22 protein-coding genes and 1 tRNA gene are annotated in these 22,282 nt (G+C 65.1%); 9 read left to right on the top strand and 14 right to left on the bottom strand.

The window, feature by feature from the left end:
- Positions 1 to 3: 3 nt before the first annotated feature.
- From HS053_RS05030 to HS053_RS05040, 3 genes are read right to left on the bottom strand one after another with little or no spacing between them, the layout of a single operon-like run.
- Positions 4 to 477: a MarR family winged helix-turn-helix transcriptional regulator gene (locus HS053_RS05030; protein WP_174210130.1), complete on the bottom strand. Its 474-nt coding sequence runs from the start codon at positions 475 to 477 to the stop codon at positions 4 to 6.
- Positions 474 to 2,024 carry a phytoene desaturase family protein gene (locus tag HS053_RS05035; protein ID WP_174210131.1) on the bottom strand — a complete coding sequence of 517 codons (1,551 nt, stop codon included), beginning with the start codon at positions 2,022 to 2,024 and terminating at the stop codon, positions 474 to 476. Before HS053_RS05035 ends, HS053_RS05030 begins: the two co-directional genes overlap by 4 nt.
- Positions 2,025 to 2,028: 4 nt before the next feature.
- Positions 2,029 to 2,820 (bottom strand): cyclase family protein, encoded by a 792-nt coding sequence (locus HS053_RS05040; RefSeq protein WP_174210132.1) that lies wholly within the window; start codon positions 2,818 to 2,820, stop codon positions 2,029 to 2,031.
- Between the two features lie 155 nt (positions 2,821 to 2,975).
- Here HS053_RS05040 and HS053_RS05045 point away from each other — a divergent pair, with 155 nt between their 5' ends.
- The 6 genes from HS053_RS05045 to HS053_RS05070 all read left to right on the top strand — a co-directional run bounded on the left by HS053_RS05045 (position 2,976) and on the right by HS053_RS05070 (position 9,713).
- On the top strand, positions 2,976 to 4,541 hold the full coding sequence (locus HS053_RS05045) for a phytoene desaturase family protein (RefSeq protein WP_174210133.1): 1,566 nt from the start codon (positions 2,976 to 2,978) through the stop codon (positions 4,539 to 4,541).
- A gap of 33 nt (positions 4,542 to 4,574) precedes the next feature.
- Positions 4,575 to 6,098, top strand: coding sequence for an ABC transporter substrate-binding protein (locus tag HS053_RS05050; RefSeq protein WP_174210134.1), 1,524 nt, complete (start codon positions 4,575 to 4,577; stop codon positions 6,096 to 6,098).
- A 101-nt stretch (positions 6,099 to 6,199) separates the two neighbouring features.
- The gene (locus tag HS053_RS05055) at positions 6,200 to 7,210 is read left to right on the top strand and encodes an ABC transporter permease (RefSeq protein WP_174210135.1); all 1,011 of its coding nucleotides are present in this window, start codon (positions 6,200 to 6,202) and stop codon (positions 7,208 to 7,210) included.
- Between the two features lie 13 nt (positions 7,211 to 7,223).
- Positions 7,224 to 8,054 carry an ABC transporter permease gene (locus HS053_RS05060; protein WP_347233295.1) on the top strand — a complete coding sequence of 277 codons (831 nt, stop codon included), beginning with the start codon at positions 7,224 to 7,226 and terminating at the stop codon, positions 8,052 to 8,054.
- Positions 8,051 to 8,920, top strand: coding sequence for an ABC transporter ATP-binding protein (locus HS053_RS05065; protein WP_174210137.1), 870 nt, complete (start codon positions 8,051 to 8,053; stop codon positions 8,918 to 8,920). The genes HS053_RS05060 and HS053_RS05065 overlap by 4 nt, the downstream gene beginning before the upstream one ends.
- Complete coding sequence (locus HS053_RS05070; RefSeq protein ID WP_174210138.1) at positions 8,913 to 9,713, top strand: ATP-binding cassette domain-containing protein; 801 nt, start codon at positions 8,913 to 8,915, stop codon at positions 9,711 to 9,713. The genes HS053_RS05065 and HS053_RS05070 overlap by 8 nt, the downstream gene beginning before the upstream one ends.
- On the opposite strand, the gene HS053_RS05075 is transcribed toward HS053_RS05070, so the two are convergent.
- The 9 genes from HS053_RS05075 to HS053_RS05115 form a co-directional block, all read right to left on the bottom strand.
- Entirely contained in the window at positions 9,698 to 10,147 is a 450-nt protein-coding gene (locus HS053_RS05075) for an acyl-CoA thioesterase (RefSeq protein ID WP_174210139.1), read from the bottom strand. The genes HS053_RS05070 and HS053_RS05075 overlap by 16 nt on opposite strands.
- A 63-nt stretch (positions 10,148 to 10,210) precedes the next feature.
- Positions 10,211 to 11,833, bottom strand: a complete 1,623-nt coding sequence (locus HS053_RS05080; protein ID WP_174210140.1) for a dihydroxyacetone kinase subunit DhaK — start codon at positions 11,831 to 11,833, stop codon at positions 10,211 to 10,213.
- Between the two features lie 10 nt (positions 11,834 to 11,843).
- On the bottom strand, positions 11,844 to 12,836 hold the full coding sequence (locus tag HS053_RS05085) for an ABC transporter ATP-binding protein (RefSeq protein WP_174210141.1): 993 nt from the start codon (positions 12,834 to 12,836) through the stop codon (positions 11,844 to 11,846).
- Positions 12,829 to 13,926, bottom strand: coding sequence for an ATP-binding cassette domain-containing protein (locus tag HS053_RS05090; protein ID WP_174210142.1), 1,098 nt, complete (start codon positions 13,924 to 13,926; stop codon positions 12,829 to 12,831). Before HS053_RS05090 ends, HS053_RS05085 begins: the two co-directional genes overlap by 8 nt.
- Before the next feature lie 4 nt (positions 13,927 to 13,930).
- Complete coding sequence (locus tag HS053_RS05095; RefSeq protein WP_174210143.1) at positions 13,931 to 14,119, bottom strand: hypothetical protein; 189 nt, start codon at positions 14,117 to 14,119, stop codon at positions 13,931 to 13,933.
- Between the two features lie 67 nt (positions 14,120 to 14,186).
- Positions 14,187 to 15,128, bottom strand: a complete 942-nt coding sequence (locus tag HS053_RS05100; protein ID WP_174210144.1) for a carbohydrate ABC transporter permease — start codon at positions 15,126 to 15,128, stop codon at positions 14,187 to 14,189.
- On the bottom strand, positions 15,125 to 16,069 hold the full coding sequence (locus HS053_RS05105; protein WP_174210145.1) for a carbohydrate ABC transporter permease: 945 nt from the start codon (positions 16,067 to 16,069) through the stop codon (positions 15,125 to 15,127). Before HS053_RS05105 ends, HS053_RS05100 begins: the two co-directional genes overlap by 4 nt.
- Positions 16,070 to 16,173: 104 nt before the next feature.
- Positions 16,174 to 17,493 (bottom strand): ABC transporter substrate-binding protein, encoded by a 1,320-nt coding sequence (locus HS053_RS05110; RefSeq protein ID WP_174210146.1) that lies wholly within the window; start codon positions 17,491 to 17,493, stop codon positions 16,174 to 16,176.
- Between the two features lie 174 nt (positions 17,494 to 17,667).
- Positions 17,668 to 18,708: a LacI family DNA-binding transcriptional regulator gene (locus tag HS053_RS05115; RefSeq protein WP_174210147.1), complete on the bottom strand. Its 1,041-nt coding sequence runs from the start codon at positions 18,706 to 18,708 to the stop codon at positions 17,668 to 17,670.
- Between the two features lie 151 nt (positions 18,709 to 18,859).
- On the opposite strand from HS053_RS05115, the gene HS053_RS05120 reads away from it, so the two are divergent.
- Positions 18,860 to 18,949, top strand: a tRNA-Ser gene (locus tag HS053_RS05120).
- 235 nt (positions 18,950 to 19,184) lie between these two features.
- On the opposite strand, the gene HS053_RS05125 is transcribed toward HS053_RS05120, so the two are convergent.
- Positions 19,185 to 20,525, bottom strand: coding sequence for a sensor histidine kinase (locus tag HS053_RS05125; RefSeq protein ID WP_174210148.1), 1,341 nt, complete (start codon positions 20,523 to 20,525; stop codon positions 19,185 to 19,187).
- Positions 20,522 to 21,181 carry a response regulator transcription factor gene (locus HS053_RS05130; protein WP_174210149.1) on the bottom strand — a complete coding sequence of 220 codons (660 nt, stop codon included), beginning with the start codon at positions 21,179 to 21,181 and terminating at the stop codon, positions 20,522 to 20,524. The genes HS053_RS05125 and HS053_RS05130 overlap by 4 nt, the downstream gene beginning before the upstream one ends.
- A gap of 152 nt (positions 21,182 to 21,333) precedes the next feature.
- Here HS053_RS05130 and HS053_RS05135 point away from each other — a divergent pair, with 152 nt between their 5' ends.
- Positions 21,334 to 21,642 carry a PepSY domain-containing protein gene (locus HS053_RS05135; RefSeq protein ID WP_174210150.1) on the top strand — a complete coding sequence of 103 codons (309 nt, stop codon included), beginning with the start codon at positions 21,334 to 21,336 and terminating at the stop codon, positions 21,640 to 21,642.
- A gap of 283 nt (positions 21,643 to 21,925) precedes the next feature.
- Positions 21,926 to 22,258 (top strand): hypothetical protein, encoded by a 333-nt coding sequence (locus HS053_RS05140; protein ID WP_174210151.1) that lies wholly within the window; start codon positions 21,926 to 21,928, stop codon positions 22,256 to 22,258.
- The last annotated feature ends 24 nt before the right edge of the window (positions 22,259 to 22,282 follow it).

Raw genomic sequence — 22,282 nt, forward strand, 5'->3', positions numbered from 1 at the left:
GGTTCAAATCTCGTGTTTGCGGATATTGGCCAGCATCTTTTGCAAGGTGCCGACGAAAGCCCGCTTTTCGGTGTCGGGAATGCCGCGGAACATGCGGTCCTGCGCGGCGGCCATATGGGGCCAGAGCGTTTCAAACGAGGCCCGCCCGGCTTCGGTGATGAAGACCCGCGTGGCGCGACTGTCTTCGGCATCAGTCTCGCGGCGGATCAGGCCGTCGGCCTGCAACTGATCCAGCGCGCGGCTCAGGGTGGATTGCTCCACCACGGCATAGATCGCCAGTTCGCGGATCAGCGGCCCCTCGATCACCGACAGCACCGCCAGCGCCCGCATCTTGGGCGTGGACAGGCCAAGCTGGGCCATTTCCTCGCGAAGGCTGGCGTTATAGCGCCCCATGATCCGGTTCATCAGATAGGGCGCGTAATTGGTCAGGCCGATCTCGCCCAGACGCGGCGCGGCGGGGGGGCTTTCGTCATTCATGCGCCCAGCCTTTTCGCCGCAAGATACCCCGAACCGCCGCCCAGCCCCGGGCCGGGATGGGTCGAGGCGCCGATATGGATCAGCCCGCGCACCTTGTCCGCCGCATGGGGATAGGGCCGCCAGAGGAAGAACTGGTCGATGCCGCATTGCCCGCCATAGGGATCGCCGCCGACAAGGTTGACGTTCATCCGTTCCAGATCGGCGGGCGAACAGGCGGTCCGGGCCAGCTTGATCTGGTCAAAGTCTTTGATATGGCGCGCAAGAATGGCCTCGATCCGGTCGGCGAACGCCTCTTTGGCGCTGTCCCAGTCGGTCGCCGCTATCTCGCCCGCCGCATCGCCCTTGATCACGCGGGGCGCATCGGGGATTTGCAGCCAGAGGATGGCCTTGCCTTCGGGGCAGCGTGCGGGGTCCAGCCGGCTGGGCTGGCCGACGCAGATCGTCGGCGCCGCCGGGAACAGGCCCCGCTCCGCCTCATTCGCGGATTTCGAGACGGAATCGATGCCATCGGCCAGATGGATCAGCGCCACATCCTCAAGCCCCGGGGTCAGCCATTCAGGCGCCCGGTCCAGCGCGTAATGCAGTTGGAAATCGCCGCGACCATGGCGGAATTTCCGCGCCGCCGCCTGATCTTCGGGCAGGTTCACCTCGCGCAGCAGGCGGTTCTGCAACTGCCCCGGCGCCACCGAGGCGAGGACCGAGGCGCAGGGAATCACCTCGCCCCCGGTCAAGGCGACGCCCGTCACCTTGCCGTCCTTCACCACGATCTGGTCCACATCGGCGCCGGTGCGGAAGGTGCCGCCCTGTTCCTCGATCAGCGCGCGAAAGGCCGCCACCGCCTGCCCCGCACCGCCCTTGGCAATCGGCGCCCCGGCGGCCTCAAGTGCAAAGGCAATCACCTTGCCCATCTGGCCGGAATAGGTGCTTTCCGGTGTCAGCCCGCAATGCAGCACCCAAGGCGCGAACAGCGCCTGCGCCAAGGGGCTTTGATACGAGGTTTCCAGCCAGCCGCGCGCCGGGGTCAAAGCCTGCCCGAACCACGCCGCCAGCCCGCGCAGGCCCCGCTTGCGCGCCTGCCCGAACAGCAGTTTCGCGGTGCCCCAGCTCCACAGATTGCCGCCGAGAAGCGCAAAGAGAAACGGCGCATCCGCCCCGATCCCGCCGGTATCCGCCGACAGCGCCGCACCATCCCCCGGCGCCAGCGCCTCGAACGCCGCGACATTCGCCGCATGGTCCATCGTCAGAACCAGCGACGACCCATCCGGCCGCAAAACCGCAGTCGGATGGGCGGTGTGGCAATAGTCAAAGCCATGCCGCGCCAGATGGGGGCCAAGGGTGGCCCCCGCCGGGCTTGTCATGAACAGCACAAAGGTTGCGGCCATCACATCATGCTGAAAACCGGGCAACGTGATTTCAGCGCTGTGCAGACAACCGCCCAGACGCTCTTCCCGCTCCAGCACCAGCACCTTTCGGCCCTTGAGCGACAGCAAAGCCGCCGCCACAAGGCCGTTGATGCCTGACCCGATGATGACGTGATCCGGCCGCATCGCCTTATGCCTTCGGCACGAGGGCCAGCGCCCGGATGGGCGAGCCGGTGCCGCGCTTGATCTTGAGCGGAGCCGCAATCAGGATGGCACCCTTCGGCGGCAGCTTGCCCAGATTGGCAAGGCTGGCCAGACCAAAGCGGTTGTTGGCGTGCAACAGGTTATGCGCCGGATAGGGCGGGGTCATGCCGCCCGCCTGCCCCGCATCGGTGCCGATGCACTGGCTGCCCCAGCCGACGATGCCCTTGGCGATCAGGTATTGAATGACCTCGGGGGTCGGGCCGGGGGTATGGGGGCCGGTTTCGTTGGCATTCAGGAAGGCCGCCTCGTCATCGGCGAACCTGTCCCAGTCCGAGCGCAGGACAACCCATTCACCTTCGTTGATCGGGCCATGCTTGGCCTCCCAATCCTGCACATGGGCGACGGTCAGCAGGAAGTCCGGGTCGGCGGCGCATTCACGGCTGAAATCCAGCACGTTGACCGGCGCCACCAGCCGCTGCACGTCCAGCGAATCGGTATAGCCGTCTGGATATTCCTTGCCGGTGATCCAGTGATGCGGCGCGTCGAAATGGGTGCCGGAATGTTCGCCCAGTTCCAGCCAGTTCCAGGCCCAGAACGGCCCGTCCTGATCATATTCGCTGATCCGGTGAATCTTGATCGGCGGGGTGTCCTTGGCGAAATCCGGCGGCAATTTCAGAAGCGGGGTTTCCGGCCCCAGCACGCCCGAGCAATCCACCACCTCGACCCCACCCGAGGCCAGTAGGCCCGCAAGCTGGGTCAACACAGTTGCTGATGTCATGTCACTCTCCCTGTCGCGCGTTTCGCGCCTGTTTCGTGGAGACGGAGGGAAGACGGAAAGAAGACGCCCTCTTGCCCGCCGCCGGTGAGAATCATGCTAGACAGATTTAAATGCATTTGCAAATATCATCGCAACGATAAACGGGGAGACACGATTTGACGCAGTTCGACGCCGTGCTGATCGGTGCGGGCCACAACAGCTTGGCAGCCGCCCTGCATCTGGCCGCCAAAGGCTGGCGGGTGGCGGTCTTTGAACAGGCGGCAGAACCGGGGGGCGCGGTGAAGACCGGGGAATATACCCTGCCCGGCTTTCGCCATGACTGGGCGGCGATGAACCTGTCCCTCTTCGCCGGAAGCCCGTTTTTCAAGCAGTATGGGGCCGAACTGACCGGGCACGGCTGCGCCTTCGCGCCGGTGTCGCGGCCGTTCTCGTCGTCCTTCTCGGATGGCAACTGGCTGGGCGTTTCGACTGATCTTGAGGAAACAGCGACGCAGATCGCCCGCATTTCCGCCGCCGATGCCGCGACCTGGCGCAGCCTTGTCGCCGGCTTCGGGGCGCAGGCGCCGCATCTGTTCGGGCTTCTGGGCAGCCCGATGAAAACCCGTGCGCTTGCATATTTCATGTTTAAAACGTTCCGCGCCAAGGGCTTGGCCGGAACGATGGATTTCACCCGCTTTCTGCTCTCCTCCCCGCGCCAGTGGCTGGAAGAAACCTTTGTCCATCCGCAGACCCGCGCCCTGCTGGGCGCTTGGGGGATGCATCTGGACTTTGCCCCCGATATCGCGGGCGGCGCGATGTTTCCCTATCTTGAAGGCATGGCCGGGCAGGCGTTCGGCATGGCGATCGGCGCGGGCGGGGCGGATACGATCGTCAAGGCGCTGGTCGCAGCCATCCGGGCGCGCGGCGGCGTGGTGGAATGCAACGCCCCGGTGGCGCGCGTGCTGCGCGAAGGCGGGCGGGCTTCGGGCGTGGAGCTGGCCGACGGGCGGGTGATCAAGGCGGCCAAGGCGGTGATTGCCGGTGTCGCACCGCGCGCCCTGCCCCGGCTGACCGGGGCCACCACACCCACCTTTGACGGCGCGATGACCCGCTATGCCCATGCGCCCGGCACGATGATGATTCATCTGGCGATGGACGGCCTGCCCGACTGGCGGGCGGGCACCGCGCTGCAACGCTTTGCCTATGTGCATCTGGGCGACAGCCTTGACCAGATGGCCGAGGTCTATGCGCAGGCCAAGGCAGGGCTGTTGCCCGCGCGCCCCCTGCTGGTGGTGGGTCAGCCGACCGTGGTGGACCCCTCCCGCGCGCCCGAAGGCAAGCATGTGCTGTGGGTGCAGGTCCGCATGGCGCCGGGCACGATCACCGGCGACGCGGCGGGGCAGATCGCGGCGGCCGACTGGGCCAGCGCCGCCGAACCCTTTGCCGAACGGGCGCTGGATATTCTGGACTCCCACGCGCCGGGCACGCGGGCGAAAATCCTCGCCCGCCGCATCGTCACCCCGGCCGAGCTTGAGGCGGATAACCCCAATCTCGTCGGCGGCGATCAGGTCTGCGGCAGCCACCACCTTGCGCAGAACTTCCTCTTCCGCCCGGCGCGGAGCCATGCCGATGGCACAACCCCGGTGCCGGGATTGCATCTGACCGGGGCCGCCGTCTGGCCCGGGGCGGGAACCGGGGCGGGGCCGGGGTATCTTCTGGCCCGCAAGCTTGCCGGAAACTGAACGAAAACAATGACAACCAACAGGGAAACGACCATGAACCTCAACCGCCGCAGCCTTTTGAAGCTGTCCACCGCCGCCATGGCGCTGGGCATCACGGGCCTGCCCGCCCGCGCCCAAGCCATTGACGAGCTGGTGATCGCCTATAACGTCACCCTGCCCTCCTGGGATCCGACCGTGGGTCCGAGCGCGGTGAACCCCACGATTCAGGGCCTCTATCAGTCGGTCTTCGACCAATACATCCTGCAACAGCCCGACCTGAAACCGGCGCCGGGCCTGCTGACCGAATGGGGCTGGAGCGAGGACAAGAAACAGGTCTGGATGACCGTGCGCGAAGGCGTGAAATGGCATGACGGCTCGGACTTCACCGCCGAGGATGTGGCGTGGAGCCTTGCCCGCGTCGCCAACCCCGAAACCGGCAGCCCGATTCAGTTCGTCTGGGGCACGCTGGCCAATCACCGGGTTGAAGGCAACAAGGTCATCGCCGATGTGACCCAGTTCGATCCGACGATCTTCAAATGGATGTATTTCCTGACCGGCTATGTCCTGCCGAAAGCCTATTACGAAAAAGTCGGCGCCGAAGGGTTCGAGGCCGCCCCGATCGGCACCGGCCCCTATATGGTCGAGAAATTCGAGCGCAATGCCTTCGTGCGGCTGAAGGCCAATGAAAACTATTGGGGCGGCGCACCCGAGTTCAAGACCGTGACGATCAAGTTCGTGCCCGACGCCGCCGCCCGGGTGGCGGAAGTGGAATCGGGCAATGCCCATGTCACGCTGGAAATGCCTTATGAGGAATACGACCGTCTGAAGGGCGGGCCGCTGGCCGGGGTCGCCACCCCGATTTCGGATATCGGGATGATCTTCCTCAACGATATCGAGGTGATGACCGACCCGAACGTGCGCAAGGCCGCCGCCCATGCCATCGACAAGCAGACCATCATCGACCGGCTGCTGTCGGGATACGGCGTCAAGATCGACACGCTGCAAACCCCGGAGTATGAGGCTTATGACCCCTCGATCACCGTGGAATACAGCCCTGAAAAGGCGGTGGAGCTGCTGGCGGCCTCGGGCTACTCTGTTGATAATCCGGTGAAGTTCAAGATCCAGACCACCAAGGGCTTCAAGCCCAAGGATTACGAGATGATCCAGGCCATCGTGGGCCTGTGGCGCAAGGTGGGGATCGAGGCGGAAATCGAAGTCTACGAAATCGCCAAGCACTACGAGCTGCGCGCGGCAGATCAGCTTGCCCCGGCCGCCTTCTACAACTGGGGCAATTCGGTGGGCGACCCCACGACCTCGACCGGCTTTGCCATGTTCGGCCCCAGCCCGCATTCGGTCTGGGACGGGCAGGATCTGATCGACATGATCGGCCCCTTGTGGGGCGAGGCGGATGAGGCCAAGCGGATTGCAGGCTGGAAAGCGGTGGACAAGTTCGTTGCCGAAAACGCGCTGGCCATCCCGCTTCTGCAATATGTGCAGCCGATCCTGCACGCGCCGGGTGTGGTGGTGACGCCCCATGCCTCGGGCGCGCTGTTGCCGCATCTGATGAAGCGGGCGTAAGCGCGGCCAAGGGCGGACCGGGGGTTTCACACCCCCGGACCCCCGTGGGATATTTTCAGACAGATAAAAGGGCTTGCGGGCCTTTCTTTTGGGGCGGGCGGATGCGGCTTTTGCGGACCTTTCTGATGCGGCTGGCGACGACGGCGGTGACGCTGTTCGGGGTGGCCGTGATCGTTTTCGTGGTGATCCGGGTGGTGCCCGGCAATCCCATTGCCATGATGCTGCCGCCCGGCGCGACCGAGGCGGATGTGGCACGGCTTTCGGCGCTCTACGGGCTGGACAAATCCATTCCGCAGCAATTCCTGATCTGGGCGGGCGGCGTGTTGCAGGGCGATTTCGGCACCTCGATCACCACGCGGCAGCCGGTGCTGGCGCTGGTCTTGGGCCGGTTGCCGGCCACGCTGGAATTGTCGGTGATGGCGCTGGTGATGGCGGTGATCATCGGCGGCTTTGCCGCGCTGACCGGCACGCGGCTGCGCGGCACCCGGACCGAGGGGGCGATCGACGTGGCCAATGGCATGGCGCTGTCGGTGCCGGATTTCCTCTGGGGGCTGGTGCTTATCCTGATGTTCGGGGTGCTGGTGCCGATATTTCACATCTCGGGCCGGGTAACGCCCAGTCTGGACCTGCCCTTCGTCACCAATTTCTACCTGTTCGAAAGCCTGATCCGGCTGCGGCTGGACCTGTGGGCCGACATCGTGGCGCATATGTTCATGCCGGCGCTGGCGCTGGCGATCCCGCTTTCGGCGATCATCGGGCAGCTCCTGAAGCAGAGCCTGAAGGAAACCATGCATCTGGATTATGTGACGCTTTCCCGCACCAAGGGTTACGGCGAGAACCATGTGATCCTGCGCGAGGCGCTGCCCAATGCCATCCTGCCGACGCTGACGCTGGTGGGGGTGCAGTTCACCTTTCTGATCGGCGGCACGGTGATCATCGAGCGGCTGTTTTCCTATGAGGGGCTTGGCAATATGGCCATTGATGCGGTGATCAACCGCGACCTGCCGCTGATTCAGGGCATCGTGATCCTGTTCGCGGCGATCTTTACCGCAGTTAATCTGCTGGTCGATCTGGCCTATGCCGCGCTGAACCCGAGGTTGCGCCATGCTTGACGGCCGGGGAAGTGTGAAACGCCGGGCCGGGGCGCGGCTGTGGCTGTCGGCGGGCTGGCTTGCGGTGCTGGTGCTGGCGGCGCTGCTGGCGCCGTGGATCACGCCGAAAGACCCTTTGGCGCAGGATCTGTTTTTGGGCCGTCTGCCGCCCTTCTGGGAGACGGGGGCCGAGCCGGGCTATTACCTTGGCACCGATAGTCTGGGGCGCGATGTTCTCAGCCGCATTCTTTATGGCGCGCGGCTGGCGCTGATCGTGGCGCTGGTGGCGGGGTCGATCACCTGCCTCTTGGGCGCCGGGCTGGGCCTGCTGGCGGGGTTCCTGCGTGGTTGGGTGGATGTGCTGATCAGCCGGTTCATCGACATCTGGATGGCCTTTCCGCCGGTGCTGTTTTCCATCCTGCTGATCGCCGTGATCGGGCCGGGGCTGGGGTCGATCATCCTTGCCATCGTGATCATCGACTGGACACGCTTTGCCCGGGTGGTGCGGGCCGAAGCCATGGCGCAGGGGGCAATGGATTACGTCGCTTCGGCCCGGGTGGCGGGGCGCGGGCGGCTGGGCATCATGCTGCGGGAAATCCTGCCGAACGTGCTGCCGACCATCGTCGTCCTCCTGACGCTGGAGATGGGGATTGCGGTGATCGTCGAGGCCATTCTTTCCTTCGTGAACCTGTCAATCTCCACCGATGACCCGACCTGGGGCGGCATGATCGCCGAGGGGCGGGCCGCCGTCTATCAGGCGTGGTGGGTGCTGGTCTTCCCGCTGATCACATTGTTCCTGACCGTCCTGAGCTTTTCCCAATTGGGTGAGGGGCTCAAGGACCGCTTCGACCCGGTGCTGCGATGAGCTATCTTGAGATTGACCGGCTTTCGGTGCGGCTGAGGGGGGGCGGGCCGCTGTTGCGGCAGGTCTCGCTGACCGTGGCGGCGGGCGAGGTGCGCGGGCTGGTGGGCGAAAGCGGCGCCGGCAAGTCGATGATCGGCAAGGCGGTTCTGGGCATCCTGCCGCGTTCAACCGAAATAACGGCGGGGCGAATCGTGCTGGACGGGGTGGACCTGTTGACCCTGCCCCCGGCAGAGCGGCGGCGGCGGATCGGCGCCACCTGCGCGCTGATCCCGCAAGACCCGCTGACGGCGCTGAACCCCTCGCGCCGGATCGGGCCGCAGATCACCGATCGTCTGGTGGACATTCTGGGCTGGCCGCGCGTCAGGGCCGAGGCGCGGGCGCGCGAACTGCTGGCCGAGGTGTATATTCCCGACCCCGAGCGGGTGATGCGGTCCTATCCACATGAGCTTTCGGGCGGGATGCGGCAGCGGATCCTGATCGCATCGGCCTTTGCCGCCGAGCCGAAGCTGATCGTCGCGGATGAGCCGACGACGGCGCTGGATGTGACGGTGCAAAAGCAGATCCTCAAGCTGATCAAGGAGATGCAAGAGCGGCATGGCACGGCGCTGCTTTTTGTCACCCATGACCTTGGCGTGGTGTCGAAGGTCTGCCAGAGCCTGTCGGTGCTGTATGCCGGGCTGGTGGTGGAGGATTGCGCGGTGCGCGATTTCTTCCGCGCGCCGGGCCATGCCTATTCGGCGGCCCTGTTGGCCGCCACCCCGAAATACACCGATGCCGTGGCCAGTCTGACCCCGGTTCCCGACACGGTGATTGCCGCCGTGCGGGCCGAAGTGGCCGCAGCCGACCGGAGGATGTCCCATGGCTGACCTTTATGACGTGCGCGGCCTGCGGCTGTCCTTGGCCGACATGACGCGCAAGCCGCTGTTTGGCGCGGCACCGCGGCTGGAAATCCTCAAAGGGCTTGATTTCACCATCCCGCAGGGCGCGGTGATGGGGATTGTCGGCGGCTCCGGTTCTGGCAAATCGACGCTGGGCCGGGTGCTGGTGCGGCTGCTGGAGCCTTCGGGCGGTTCGGTACGGTTTGACGGGGTGGACATCACCCATCTGGACGAGGCGGCGCTGCGGCCCCTGCGGCGGCGGTTCCAGATGATCTTTCAAGACCCGATGAGCAGCCTGAACCCCCGCCACCGCGTCGGCACCCTGATTGCCGAGCCGTTGAAATTGCACGGGTTTGACGATGTGGCGGGCCGCGTGGCCCGCGCGCTGGACCATGTGGGGCTGCCCGCGGGGTTTGCCGCGCGGTATCCGCATGAGCTTTCAGGCGGGCAGCGGCAAAGGGTGGGCATCGCTCGGGCCATCGCGCTGGAACCCGATTTCATTCTCGCGGATGAGATCGTCTCGGGGCTGGATGTGTCCAGTCAGGCGCAGGTGCTGAACCTGCTCGAAGGGCTGGTGCGGGAACTGGGGCTGACGCTGGCCTTCATCAGCCATGACCTCAGCGTGATCCGGCGGCTGTGCAGCCGGGTGATGGTGCTGCACCATGGGGTGATCGTCGAAGACCGCGCCACGGCGGACCTGTTTGACAGCCCGCAGGCCGCCTATACCCGCGAGCTTCTGGACGCGATCCCCCTGCCCGACCCGGATCAGGTCTGGGCCTGAACCGGCCTGCGCTCGGGGGTGGCAGGGGCAAGGAAGCTTTCCAGCTTGGCCTTCACGTCATCGGGCCATTGCATCGAGGTGTGCTTGTCCAGCCAGCTTGCCGCCAGAACCTGCTCGCCCGACCAGCGCGGTTCATCACCGCAGTAGATCGCGTGCGAAAGCCGGACCGAGGATTTGCCGACCTTGATCACCGTCAGCCGGAAGGTCAGCTTGTCGCCAAAGAACGAGGGTTTCGAGAAGTCGCAGGAGAGGTGAACGGTGGGCGTGCCCCAGCGTTCCTTCCAGATGATTTCGTGCCAAGGATAGCCAATCTTGGTCCAGAACTCTTCGACCACCCCGTTGAGAATATTGAGATAAGCCGGGAAATAGGCGGTTCCCGAAATATCGCAATCGCCGAAATTGAGCATCCGGTCGGTGGTGAAGCTGACGGTCATGGCGCCCTCCCTGGCATGTCGGACCAGTTGCACCCCGGGCGGGCGGCGCTGTCAAGCCGCCCCCTAGCCGCGGGCGAGGTCTTCGAACAGCCGCGCCACGCCTTCGGCCCCCGGATCGTTGAAGCCAGCCAGACGGTCGGCAGAGATATAGCTGGCCCGGCCCGCCTTGGCCCGCGTCATCGCTGCGGTGGCATTGGCCCCAGCCCGCGCCGCGGTGGCCGCCGCGCCCACGCCCTGCGGCAGCGCCGCCAGCGCCGGGGACAAAGCGTCGATCATGGTGCGGTCGCCGGGGCTGGCGCCGCCCACCTGCATCACCCGCGCCAGACCCGCCGTCAGCGCGCCGATCCAGTTCTTGCCGCTGGCCGAAGCATCGCCCGCCGCCGCAAAGAAAATTGCCAGCAAGACGCCCGAAGACCCGCCCATGGTCTGGCTCAACTCCATCCCCACCGCGCGGTAAAGCTGCGTCGGATCGGCCAGCGGCAGCCGGTCCAGCGCCCCCGTCAGCGCCCGCGCCGCCGTGGCCAGGGTGCTGCCGGTGTCGCCGTCGCCGGTCTTGGCATCCAGCGTGTTCAGATCGGCCTCGGCCGCGATCAGGGCCGCGCAGCAGCGCGCGATCAGCGCCCGGCGCTGCGGATGGGCCGAAGGTTCCGGCTGGATCGGGGTCAGGCCATCGGGCAAGGGGCGCAGGGCCACCTCGCCAAACCCCGCCAGCCCCGGCCATGCCGGCGGCGCCACCGGGGCGGCCAGCGCCTGCACCTGCTCCCCCGTCACCGGCAAGAGCGAGACCGAAAAGCCATGCATGTCGAGCGAGGTCATCAGCGCCCCCGGCCCGATGATCCAGCGGATACGCCCGCCAAGCGGCGAGCGCGCCAGCTCCTCGGCCAGAATGCTCATTTCCAGCGGAGTCGTGGAACCGAGGTTATTCAAAAGCGCCACATGGTCGGCCTTGCCGATATGCGGCGCCAGACGCTCTGCCACCATGGCCATGGCATTGCGGGCGCCTGCGAAATCCACCTGCTCCACCCCGGCCTCGCCATGAATGCCAAGGCCAAGCTCGGCCTTGCCGGCGGCGATGCGGTCTTCGCGCGGGTTGCCGGGCACGGTGCAGGTGTCAAGGCTCATCCCGATCGAGACCGCGCCCTGAATGACCGCCTGCGCCGCTGCCGTGACGGCATCCAGATCGGCCCCGGCCTCGGCCAAGGCACCTGCGATCTTATGGACGAAGAGCGTTCCCGCCACGCCGCGCGCCTGCGGCAGGTCGGGCAGCGCCACATCATCATCGACGATCACCATGGAAACCTTGAGGCCAAAGGCCCGCGCCCGTTCCGCCGCAAGGCCGAAGTTCAGCCGGTCGCCGGTGTAGTTCTTGACGATCAAGAGGCAGCCCGCCTTGCCCGTGACCGCCAGAATCCCCGCCAGAACGGCATCGACCGAAGGCGAGGCGAAGACCTCCCCACAGACCGCCGCCGTCAGCATCCCCTGCCCGACAAATCCGGCATGGGCCGGTTCATGCCCCGAACCGCCGCCCGAGACCAGCGCCACCTTGCCCCTGTCCCAGTCGGTGCGGACGACAACCTTGATATGCGGATAGCCGTCCAGCCGCGCCAGCGCCCCGCCCGAGGCGCGCACCAGCCCGTCCACCGCCTCGGTGACCAGCGTGTCCTTGCCGTTCATGAACTGCTGCATTGCTGTCTCCTTACAGGCGGTTGCCGCTGGCATCGAACCAGAGCGGGGTTTGAGGCTGAATGGCAAGGGTATCGCCGGGGGCAAGGCGGCTGTCGGGCGGGGCCAGCGTGACAATCTCATGCGGGCCCATCTGCAGATGCAGCCGGGTCTGGTCGCCCAGATGCTCCAGCCGCCGCACGGTGGCAGGTTGACCACTTCCCTGCTGGATATGCTCGGGGCGCAACCCGATCTGCACCGCGCCGGGCGGAGCGGGGCCAAAGGCATCGGCAGGCAGCAGGGTGATGCGCGGCTGGCCCAGACGGCTGGCAACATAGGTGCTGACCGGGTTTTCGTAAATCTCGCGCGGGGTGCCGAACTGCACCAGCCTGCCCCGGTCCAGCACGCCGACATGGGTGGCCATGGTCATCGCCTCGATCTGGTCATGGGTGACATAAAGGAAGGTGGCGCCAAGCTCGGCATGGATGCGTTTCAGCTCCACCCGCAGATCGGCACGCAGCTTGGCGTCAAGGCTGCTAAGCGGTTCATCCATCAGGTAAATCCGCGGATTTCGCACCAGTGCGCGCCCGATGGAAACCCGCTGCATTTCGCCCCCGGAAAGCCGGGTCGCCTTGTTGTCGAGCTTGTGGGCGATGCGCAGCACCGAGGCCACCTCGGCCACGCGGGCGGCGATCTGCGCCTCGCCCCAGTTCATCATCGGGGAGCGGAGCGGGAAGGCAAGGTTCTCGCGCACGGTCAGATGCGGGTAGAGCGAGTATTGCTGAAACACCATGGCCACGTCCCGCTCGGCCGGGGTGTCGGCCAGAACCGAGGCGCCGCCGATGGCGATGTCGCCTGCGTCGGGTTTTTCAAGCCCGGCGATCAGCCGCAGCGTGGTGGTCTTGCCCGCGCCGGTGGGGCCAAGCAGCACCACAAAGGCGCCGTCGGGAATGGTCAGCGAGACATCGGACAGCGCCTGCGTGGCGCCGAAAGCCTTGGAAACATTGCTCAAACGGACCTCAGCCATGATACACCCCGCTGTTGGCGGCGGTGCGGAAGGCGCGGCCGGTTCCGGCATCAAACAGCGCAAGGCGCGAAGGCGTCAGGTCCAGCCCCACCACTTCGCCCGTCCGTGCCACCTGCCCCGAAGGGATGCGCGCCTTGACGGTGCCGTTGGCGGTGGCAAGCGTCACGATCTGGGTGGTGCCAAGGTATTCCGTCGCCTCGATCCGACCGCGATACTGCCCGGCATCGGTTAACGTCACATGCTCGGGCCGCGCGCCAAGAACCAGCGCCCGGCCCGCAACCTCTTCGTGCAGTTCTGGCACAGCGATTTCGACACCCGACAGGGTGACCGAACGGTCGCCGGGGCGGAAACCGCCCTCGAACCGCAGGAAATTCATCGCCGGGCTGCCGATGAAATCGGCCACAAACAGCGTGGCGGGATGGTCGTAGATTTCCTGCGGCGTGCCAAACTGTTCGACAACCCCATGATTCATCACCACAATCTTGTCACCCATCTGCATCGCCTCCAACTGGTCATGGGTGACATAGACGGTGGTGGCGCCCATGCGGTCATGCAGGGCGCGCAGCTCCAGCGACATATGCTCGCGGAACTCGGCATCCAGCGCGCCAAGGGGTTCGTCCATCATGAACGCCTTGGGGCTGCGCACGATGGCACGGCCAAGGGCCACGCGCTGCCGGTCGCCGCCCGAAAGGCCGCCGACCGGCTTGTCGAGGATGCTTTCGATGCCCAGAATCCGCGCCACCTCGGCCACTTTGGCCTGTATCTGGGCGCGGGGCATTCCCTGGCTGACAAGGGGGTAGGAGATGTTTTTGCGAACGTTCATATGGGGATAGAGGGCGAACATCTGGAAGACCATGGCGATGTCGCGCTGGCTGGCGGGGCGCTGCGACACATCTTCGCCGTCAATCAGAATCTCGCCCGATGTGGGCAGCTCCAGCCCGGCGATCATCCGCAGGGTGGTGGTCTTGCCGCAGCCGGACGGGCCGAGCAGCATGAAGAACTCCCCATCGCCGATGGTGAAGGTCGAGCCTTTGACGGCAGTAAAATTCCCGAATTCTTTCCGCAGGTTACGGATCACAATCTCGGCCACGGGGCTACTCCGGGAAATGGCTGGTGATGATGAACATCACCGTGCCGGTCAGGGTCACGACAAAGGACCAGGTGAAGGCCCAAAGCGCGAAAGGTTGCATCAGCATCACCACGCCAAGCGCGATCAGGATGGTGGCCAGCATCTCCCACGGGCCGCGGCGGAAGGAGAGGAGACCGGAGATAAAGGCGGTCATGGCTGTATGTTCCTCGTCGTTTCTGCGTATTTTTCCCGTAATTTTTCCGTATATACAGCGCGGCCCGTCATTTCCGCACCGCCCCGAAGGTGATCCCGCGCAACAGATGCTTGCGCAGCAGGATGGTGAAGATCATGACCGGCAGCAGGAACAGCGTCGCCCCGGCGGCCACGGCGGGCCAGTCCTGACCGCCGACGCCGATGATGGTGGGGATGAAGGGCGGTGCGGTCTGGGCATTGCCCGAAGTCAGCAGCACGGCGAAGGCATATTCGTTCCACGCAAAGATCAGGCAGAAGATCGCGGTCGAGGCGATGCCGGTCGCCGCCTGCGGCAGCACGACTTGGCGGAACGCCTGAAAGCGGGTGTAGCCGTCGATCAGCGCCGCCTCTTCATATTCGCGCGGGATTTCGTCGATGAAGCCTTTCAGCAGCCAGACCGCAAGGCTGATATTCACCCCGGTATAGAGGAGGATCATACCCAGATGCGTGTCGCTGAGGCCCAGCGTGCGATACATCAGGAAGATCGGGATGGCGACGGCGATGGGCGGCATCATCCGGGTGGAGAGGATGAAGAACAGAAGATCATCCTTGAGCGGCACCTTGAAGCGGCTGAAGGCATAGGCGGCCAGCGTCCCCAGCATGATCGACAGGAAGGTCGAGCCGAAGCCGATGATGACCGAGTTCAGGAACCGCTCGCCAAAGCGCGAGGGGCCGGTGATCACCTCGTTCCGCTTGCGCACGATTTCCTCGGCGAAATTGGCCGGGGGCGGCATGGTGGCCAGTTGCTCGGTCGTGGCGCGGGTGCGGTTGGTGAAGAGGTTCACATAGCCCTCGACCGTCGGAGAAAAGATCGCCTTGGGCGGATAGCTGATGCTGTCAGGGCCGGTCTTGAAGCTGGTGGAGATGATCCAGAGGAGCGGCAAAAGGGTGATGACCGCGTAAAGCACGACCAGAACGGCGGCGACGGATTTCGAGCGGGCCGAAGGCTCGGTGACGGAATAGCTGCTCATCTTTCCTTCACCTTGTTCAGGGCTTTGACATAGATCGAGGCAAGGCCGAAGACGGTCACGAACAGGATGATCGCATAGGCACTGGAATAGCCGGTGCGCCATTTTTCAAAGGCTTCGCGCTTGAGTTCGATGGACGAAAGCAGCGTCGTGTCGCCCGGGCCGCCGCCGGTGAGTTGCACCACAAGATCGAACATCTTGAAATTCTCGATGCCGCGGAAGAGGACCGCCAGCATCAGGAATGGCAGCACCATGGGCACCGTCATGGTCCAGAACTGCCGCCAGGGCGAGGCACGGTCCACTTCGGCCGCCTCATAGATGTAATCGGGGATCGAGCGCAGCCCGGCGAGGCAGATCAGCATGACAAAGGGCGTCCACATCCATGTATCGACGATCACGATGGCCCAGGGGGCAAGGGTGACCGAACCCAGCATGGAAAAGCTTGAGGCGGGGATGCCGGTGAAGAATTCGACCGCGTAATTGATCAGGCCGATCTGCGGCTGGTAAAGGAAGGTCCAGAAATTGCCGACCACGGCGGGCGACAGCATCATCGGCAGCACGATCAGCGTGGTCAGCAGGTCATTGCCGCGGAATTTGCGGTTGATGAGCCATGCAAGGGTGAAGCCGATCAGCACCTGAAGAACGATGGTCCAGACCAGAAAATGCGCGGTGGCCTGCATGGTCTGCCAGATGTCCGGGTCGGTCAGGATGCGTTCATAATTGCGCAGGCCGACCCATTTCACCTCGGCATTCGGCTTGTTGGCGGCGAAATTGGTAAAGCTGAGGCGGATGGTCCAGATCAGCGGAAAAATGTTGATCGCCAGAAGAAGAAAGATCGTGGGGGCGACAAAGGCCCAGGCGATGGCGCGGTCGGAAAGCCCGCGCAGCTTGCGCGCGATGCGGTCGGGCGTGGCCCGCGCGGCGGTGTCGAGGGGGTTGGGCATGGGGTTCCTGCTGAACTTTGGTATGGCGGGGCGGACCCGCCCTGCCCTCCCCCCGCGTTGCGGGGAGAGGGAGGCGCCCGGACGGGAGGGCCGGGCGGCGGGTGTCAGAGCTTGCCTTCATCCTCGAAGGTGGTGGTCCAGTCCTGAACCAGACCGTCCAGCGCCTCTTGCGCAGTGCCGTTGCCGGCGACCACATAGTCATGCAGGCGTTTCTGGGTGTCCTGCAACAGGGTGGCATAGCTCGGCTCGGCCCAGAAATCCTTCACGATGGCCATGCTGTCGAGGAAAGCCTGCGCATAGGGCTGCGAGGTGGCAAAACCGGGGTCTTCCACCACGGCGCGCAGGCAGGAGAAGCCGCCCATCGACCACCATTTCGCCTGGGTTTCCGGCTTGGCGAACCATTTGATATATTCCAGCGCCGCATCCTGCTTCTCGGAATAGGCGACGACCGAAATCCCCTGCCCGCCCAACTGGGCATAACGCTCGCCATCGGGACCGGCGGGGTTCACCAGATAGCCGGTCTTGCCGCCGCCGACATTCGGGTCCACCTCGAAGCCCGGCCAGGTGAAGGCAAAGTTCATCTGCAACGCGACCTGACCCGACTTATAGGCGTCGATCCCCTCGCCCATATAGCCGTTGGAGGAACCGGGCGGCGTGCAGCAATCGTAAAGCGACTTGTAGAACTCCAGCCCCGCGACGGCGCCGGGGGAATTGACGAAGCCCGCCATATCGTAGGGTTTTTCGGGATTGTCGTATTTGAAGCCGAAGGAATACATCACGTCCATGGCGCCCATGGTGATGCCCTCGGACCCCCGCTCGGTATAGATCGAGGCGCCGTAGACGGTCTTGCCGTCGATCTCGCGGCCCTGGAAGAATTCGGCGATGTCCTTGAGTTCGGCAAAGGTCTGCGGCGCCACAAGGTCGCGGCCGTATTTCGCCTTGAACTCGGCCGCGATTTCCGGCCGCTCGAACCAGTCCTTGCGGTAGGTCCAGCCGACCACATCGCCAAAGGCGGGCAGCGACCAATAGTTCGGCGTGTTCTTCGGCCATTCGGAATAGCCGGTCACCGTGGCGGGCACGAAGGCATCCATGCTGATGTCATTGGCCGCGAAGAAATCGTTCAGCTTCACATAATGGCCGCTTTCGGCGGAACCACCGATCCACTGGCTGTCGCCGATCATCAGATCGCAAAGCTTGCCGCCCGAGTTCAGCTCGTTCAGCATCCGGTCGGCGAAATTGGGCCACGGCACGAATTCGAACTTCATCTTGATGCCCGACTGGGCCTCGAAGTCCTTCGAGAGTTCCACCAGCGCATTCGCCGGATCCCAGGCGGCCCAGCAGAGCGTGAGTTCGGTCTGCGCCTGCGCGGCGCCTGCCGCCATCCATGCGGCAGCCGTCGTCGCGGCAAGAAGTTTTGCCTTCATCGTCGTCTCCTCCCTATCGATTGCTAGCGCCGGGGCATTGCACAGCCCGGACATCGTTCTTGTTCCTCTCACGATGCGGCGCAGCGGGGCGCTTGTCCAGCATTTTTGAGGCACGTTCCTCATTTTGCGACAAGACCCTGAATCGGCGCTGGTTTTGCCGAAATTTCCTGGGGGTCAGAGCGGCTGATCCGGCAGATTCTCGCGCAGGATGATCTCGATCCGCAGCCGCTCCTGCGATTCGTCAATCGGCAGACGGTCAGCCTTGGCGCGCAGCACGCGCAGGGTGCTGCGGGCAATATGGCCGGCATTCTGGGCAATCACCGCGTCCAGCCAGCCCGAGGCCAGCGCCTCACGCGAATGCGGGGTCAGCTCATGCCCGACGATCACCGGATGGCCCAAAAGCCCGCGCTCGGACAGCACCCGCCCCAACGCCCGCAGGCCGGAGCCAAGCAGATAGATGCCGCCCACCGTGCCTTCTGCGGCCAGAATTTCGGTCACGACCTGCCGCAACGCGGTGGGCGAGCCATGGGTTTCCAGCGTCTGCAACACCTCGACACCCGGGAAATCGCGCAGCATCACCTCGTCAAACCCGCGCCGCCGCTCAATGCTTTCGCGCAGATGCATCGAATTGGCGATGACCATGACCTTGGGCGGACGCGCGCCCAGAAAGCGGCCCATCAGCACGCCCGCCGTGCGGCCCGCCGCGCGGCTGTCGATGCCAACATAATGATCCGGCTCACTATTCGGCAGGTCCGACACCAAGGCCACCACCGGCACCCCCTGCCCCCGCAGTGCGCGCAGCGCGTCGCGGATCACGGGGGTTTCCGGCGCCATCAGGGCGATGCCCGAACAGCCCTCCTCTGCCAGCCGGCGCAGCGTGGCGGCCAGGGCATGCATGTCTTCGGCAGCAAAGCGGATCAGCTCCACCCCCATCCGCGCCGTCACCGCCGAAGCCGCCGCCTCGCGCAGCGCCTCTTCCAGGGTCTGGACGAACTGGCTTTCCGTATCGGGCAGCAGAACCACCATCCGGTAGCTGCGGCTGCGCGCTAGATTGGCGGCGGCAATGTCACGGACATAGCCCAGCCGCCCGATCGCCTCATTCACCGCCGCGATGGTCTTGGCCCGCACCCCGGGGCGTGCGTTCAGCACACGGTCCACCGTGGCAAGGCTGACGCCAGCCTCCCGTGCAATGTCGATGACCGTGGGCCTGTTCATCCCCTACCTTTAGCGCCCGGATTTGAGGCACGTCAATCTTCTTGCCACGGCGGCCCGCGCCGCCCGCTCTTGCTGCCCCAACCCGCAATGCGTGGTAATCCCCGCTTTCCCCTTGCACCCCGCCCCCCGGGCAGGCTAAACACCGCGCCACGGACAGGTGGCCGAGTGGTCGAAGGCGCACGCCTGGAAAGTGTGTAGGCGGGGAACCGTCTCGAGGGTTCGAATCCCTCTCTGTCCGCCATCACCTTAAGATTTATCTTTCTCGGTCGCTTGTGAGGCGGCTTATCAAACTATTGCAGCCCGTCGGCAACCATATGGCAGCGGGGCCACTCGGGCCGGAGGGGACATTCGGTTCGCCTGTGATGGGGTGTATCTGGAAACTGACCGCTGACGAGAGCGGGCGTGCGCAGCTTCGGCCAATACGGAGTTCGATCGTCGGCGGAAGCCGCCGCCAGATGCTTCCAGAGACCTGCGCCTCATTCGGCCCGTTTCTGGCCCATCATGCGAAACCTCGCTTCAAAGCCTGCTTCACTCGATGTGCGTGGTGACCGGATCTCGAAGCTGCTTCCGGTCCGGTCCGCGATGGATCTCACGATCGCAAGCCCGAGACCACTGCCCCTGGTATCGGAGTTGGCGCGTTCGAACCGTTTCGTCAGCCGTTCGAGGTCTTCTGCGGGGATGACGGGGCCGTCATTGGTCACGGTCAGCGTGCCGTCTATCGCAAGCGATACCTCAACCGGAGAGCCGGGCTGACCGTAACGCAAGGCATTCTCGATCAGGTTGCGCAGAAGGATGGCGAAAGCGTCGGGGTCCAGATCCGACATGATGGCATTGTCAGGAAGCGTCAGGAGGAGGCGCCCGGGCCCTGCAACGCGCGCCAGATCATCGACAATCAGCCGGGCCACGGGGCGGAGGTCGGCGGCCACATCGCGGCGCAGACGACCGCCCTCGGCCCGCGCCAGTTGCAGCAGGCGCTCGGCCAGGCGCGTCAGGCGCTTCAGTGTGGCTTCGATCTCGGCCGCACGCGCCTTTGTGTCGGCGTCGCGCGTCTCGGCCTGCAGCCGTTGCGCCTGCGCTATGGCACCGGCCAGCGGCGTGCGGAGTTCATGTGCGGCATTCGCCGCAAAGCTGCGCTCCGCCTCAAAGGCCGCCTCCAGCCGCGCCAGAAGGCCGTTCATCGCATCGGCCAGCGGGGCGACTTCGATGGGCAGATCGGCGCTGCCGACCGGGCTGAGGTCGCGCGCGCCCCGCGCCGACAGCCGGTCACGGAACTGGCGCAGGGGCGCAAGGCTGGCGCGAACGGCAAGCATGATGGCCAGAAGTGCCACAGGCAGCACGACCAACAATGGCAGGCCCAAGCCCATCTGGATTTCGCGGGCGACGCCGGCGCGATGGTCCAGCGGCTCGGCCACGGTGATGCGGATCGTGCCCTGCACGGCCTCGTCGTTATAGAGCCGATGCGTCGCGGTCTGGCGAAAGCCGGTCCCGTCCCAGACGGGAAACACGCCCGGATCGGCGGTATGGGATTGCAGCAGGATGCGCCCCTGATCGTCGCGGACGATGTAGGTGAAGAACTCGTCATGCCCGCGGATCGTGGCAAGGCGCTGGCTGATGCCCGCCTCCTCGCGGTTGAGGATATCGACGACGGCCAGCGGCAGGATGCGCTGCGCGGTTTCCTGCAGGGCGGAATCGAAGACCTCTTCGATCTCACCCCGTGCGATCAGCGCCGTCACGCTGGCCGCCAGAACCCAGAGCAGCGTGAGAGCAACGCCCAGCCAAAGCCCCAGCCGACCCTGAAGGCTCCGCGGCGCCCTCATGCGCGGCCCAGCCGGTAGCCGAGGCCACGTTCGGTCTCGATCACATCCGCCCCGAGTTTCTTGCGCAGGCGGCTGATATGCACCTCGATCGTGTTGCTTTCGATCTCGGCTCCGAAGGCATAGAGCTTGTCCTCGAGCTGTGCCTTGGACAGAAGCTGCCCGGGGCGGGACAGGAATGCCTCGAGCAAAGCCCATTCGCGGGCGGTCAGGTTCACCGGCCGGCCGTCGCGGCGGATGCTGCGGGCGGCAAGGTCGATCTCCAGCGGCCCATGCGTGACAATCGGGTTGGGGTTGCCCGCATAGCGCCGGGCCACCGACCCGATGCGGGCAGAGAGTTCAGCCAGATCGAAGGGTTTCACCAGATAGTCGTCGGCGCCTGCGTTCAGCCCCTCGATCCGGTCGCTGATCTGGTCGAGCGCGGTCAGGATGATGACGGGCGTCACATCGCCTCTGGCTCTCAGGCGGCGCAGAAACGGGATGCCCCGGCCATCGGGCAACATCAGGTCCAGAAGCACAAGGTCGTAGCTTGCCCCGGCCATCGCATCCCCAGCCGCATCCAGCCGCTGGACCCAGTCAACCGAATGGCCATCGGCGGCGATCTGGTCGCGCACGGCCGCACCCAGAACCATGTCATCTTCGATCAGCAATATGCGCATGGTCGTCTGCCGTCCCTTTGACCCCGGGCTGGTTTGCTTTTGACCCTCTCTCCTGACAGCAGGCTGAAGCCATGGATCAGCCGTCTTCAGGCTGCCGTCAGCTTCGGCGCGCATTCCATCCTCCAGACTGGCCGTAACCCGGAGTGTGGCCCATGCGAAAGACCCTGACAATTCTTGCGTTTCTTGCCAGCCTTCCCGCCGGTATGGCGTTGGCCGACAATAATTGCTTCGTGCCGATGGCTGATTGGCAACCGCGCGAGGCGGTGGCCCGGTTCGCCACCGCGCAAGGTTGGGACGTCCGCCGCATCAGAATCGACGATGGTTGCTATGAGATCGACGGCCGCGACGCGCAAGGCCGCGCGATCGAGGTCAAGCTGCATCCCGGCACACTCCAGATCGTCGAATTCGAGTTCGAGGATGACGATGAGGGTCTCGAACGCGAAGGGCAGAAAAATGACTGACGCATTTCCGGGCGGGCGAAGGGTGTGGCGGCCATGCCCGTCTGCGACCGGCTGGTGCGAGGGCCGGTGCGATGATCAGCGAAGAGAAGCACGCCGCTGACCCCGGCGACATCGCCTGATCTCTTTTCTGGCCACGCTGTCCCTGTGGCCTGCCTGGCCCTGCCGTTTTCCGGCAGGGCCTTTTTCTTCCTGACGCCAAGCTGAAGCAGAAACCTTGGCGGCGTCAGGAACGGCTCAGGTCCAGGGCCCAGCTTGGCAGCATCAGATCCAAGGAGATCCCGCCATGACATCCCGATTTTCCGTTCTTTTCACCTCGACGGCCCTGACCGTGGCGCTCGGCCTGCCGGCCCTTGCCGCGATACAGACCCAAGGCAACGCGCAGGGCCGGTGCAGCGGCGTTTGCGCCGCCGTGTTCGGCGCAGACGATCTGTCCGTGCCCCTTGTCCGTGTGAGCGGAGAGGACGAGGACGACGAGGACTGCGACGAGGAGGAGGACGAAGATGATGATGACGCATGCACCGGCGCGCTCGGCGCCCCTGCGCCCGCAGGGACTGTGGCCCCGCCCGCGAACGGGCTGTTTGGCAACGGCGCGGCGCCCGTCGCTGTGACCAACTGATCCCCGATTGCCACCGTCCGCCCC

Origin of the sequence: Tabrizicola fusiformis (assembly GCF_013328815.1) — a bacterium.
GTDB lineage: Bacteria > Pseudomonadota > Alphaproteobacteria > Rhodobacterales > Rhodobacteraceae > Fuscibacter.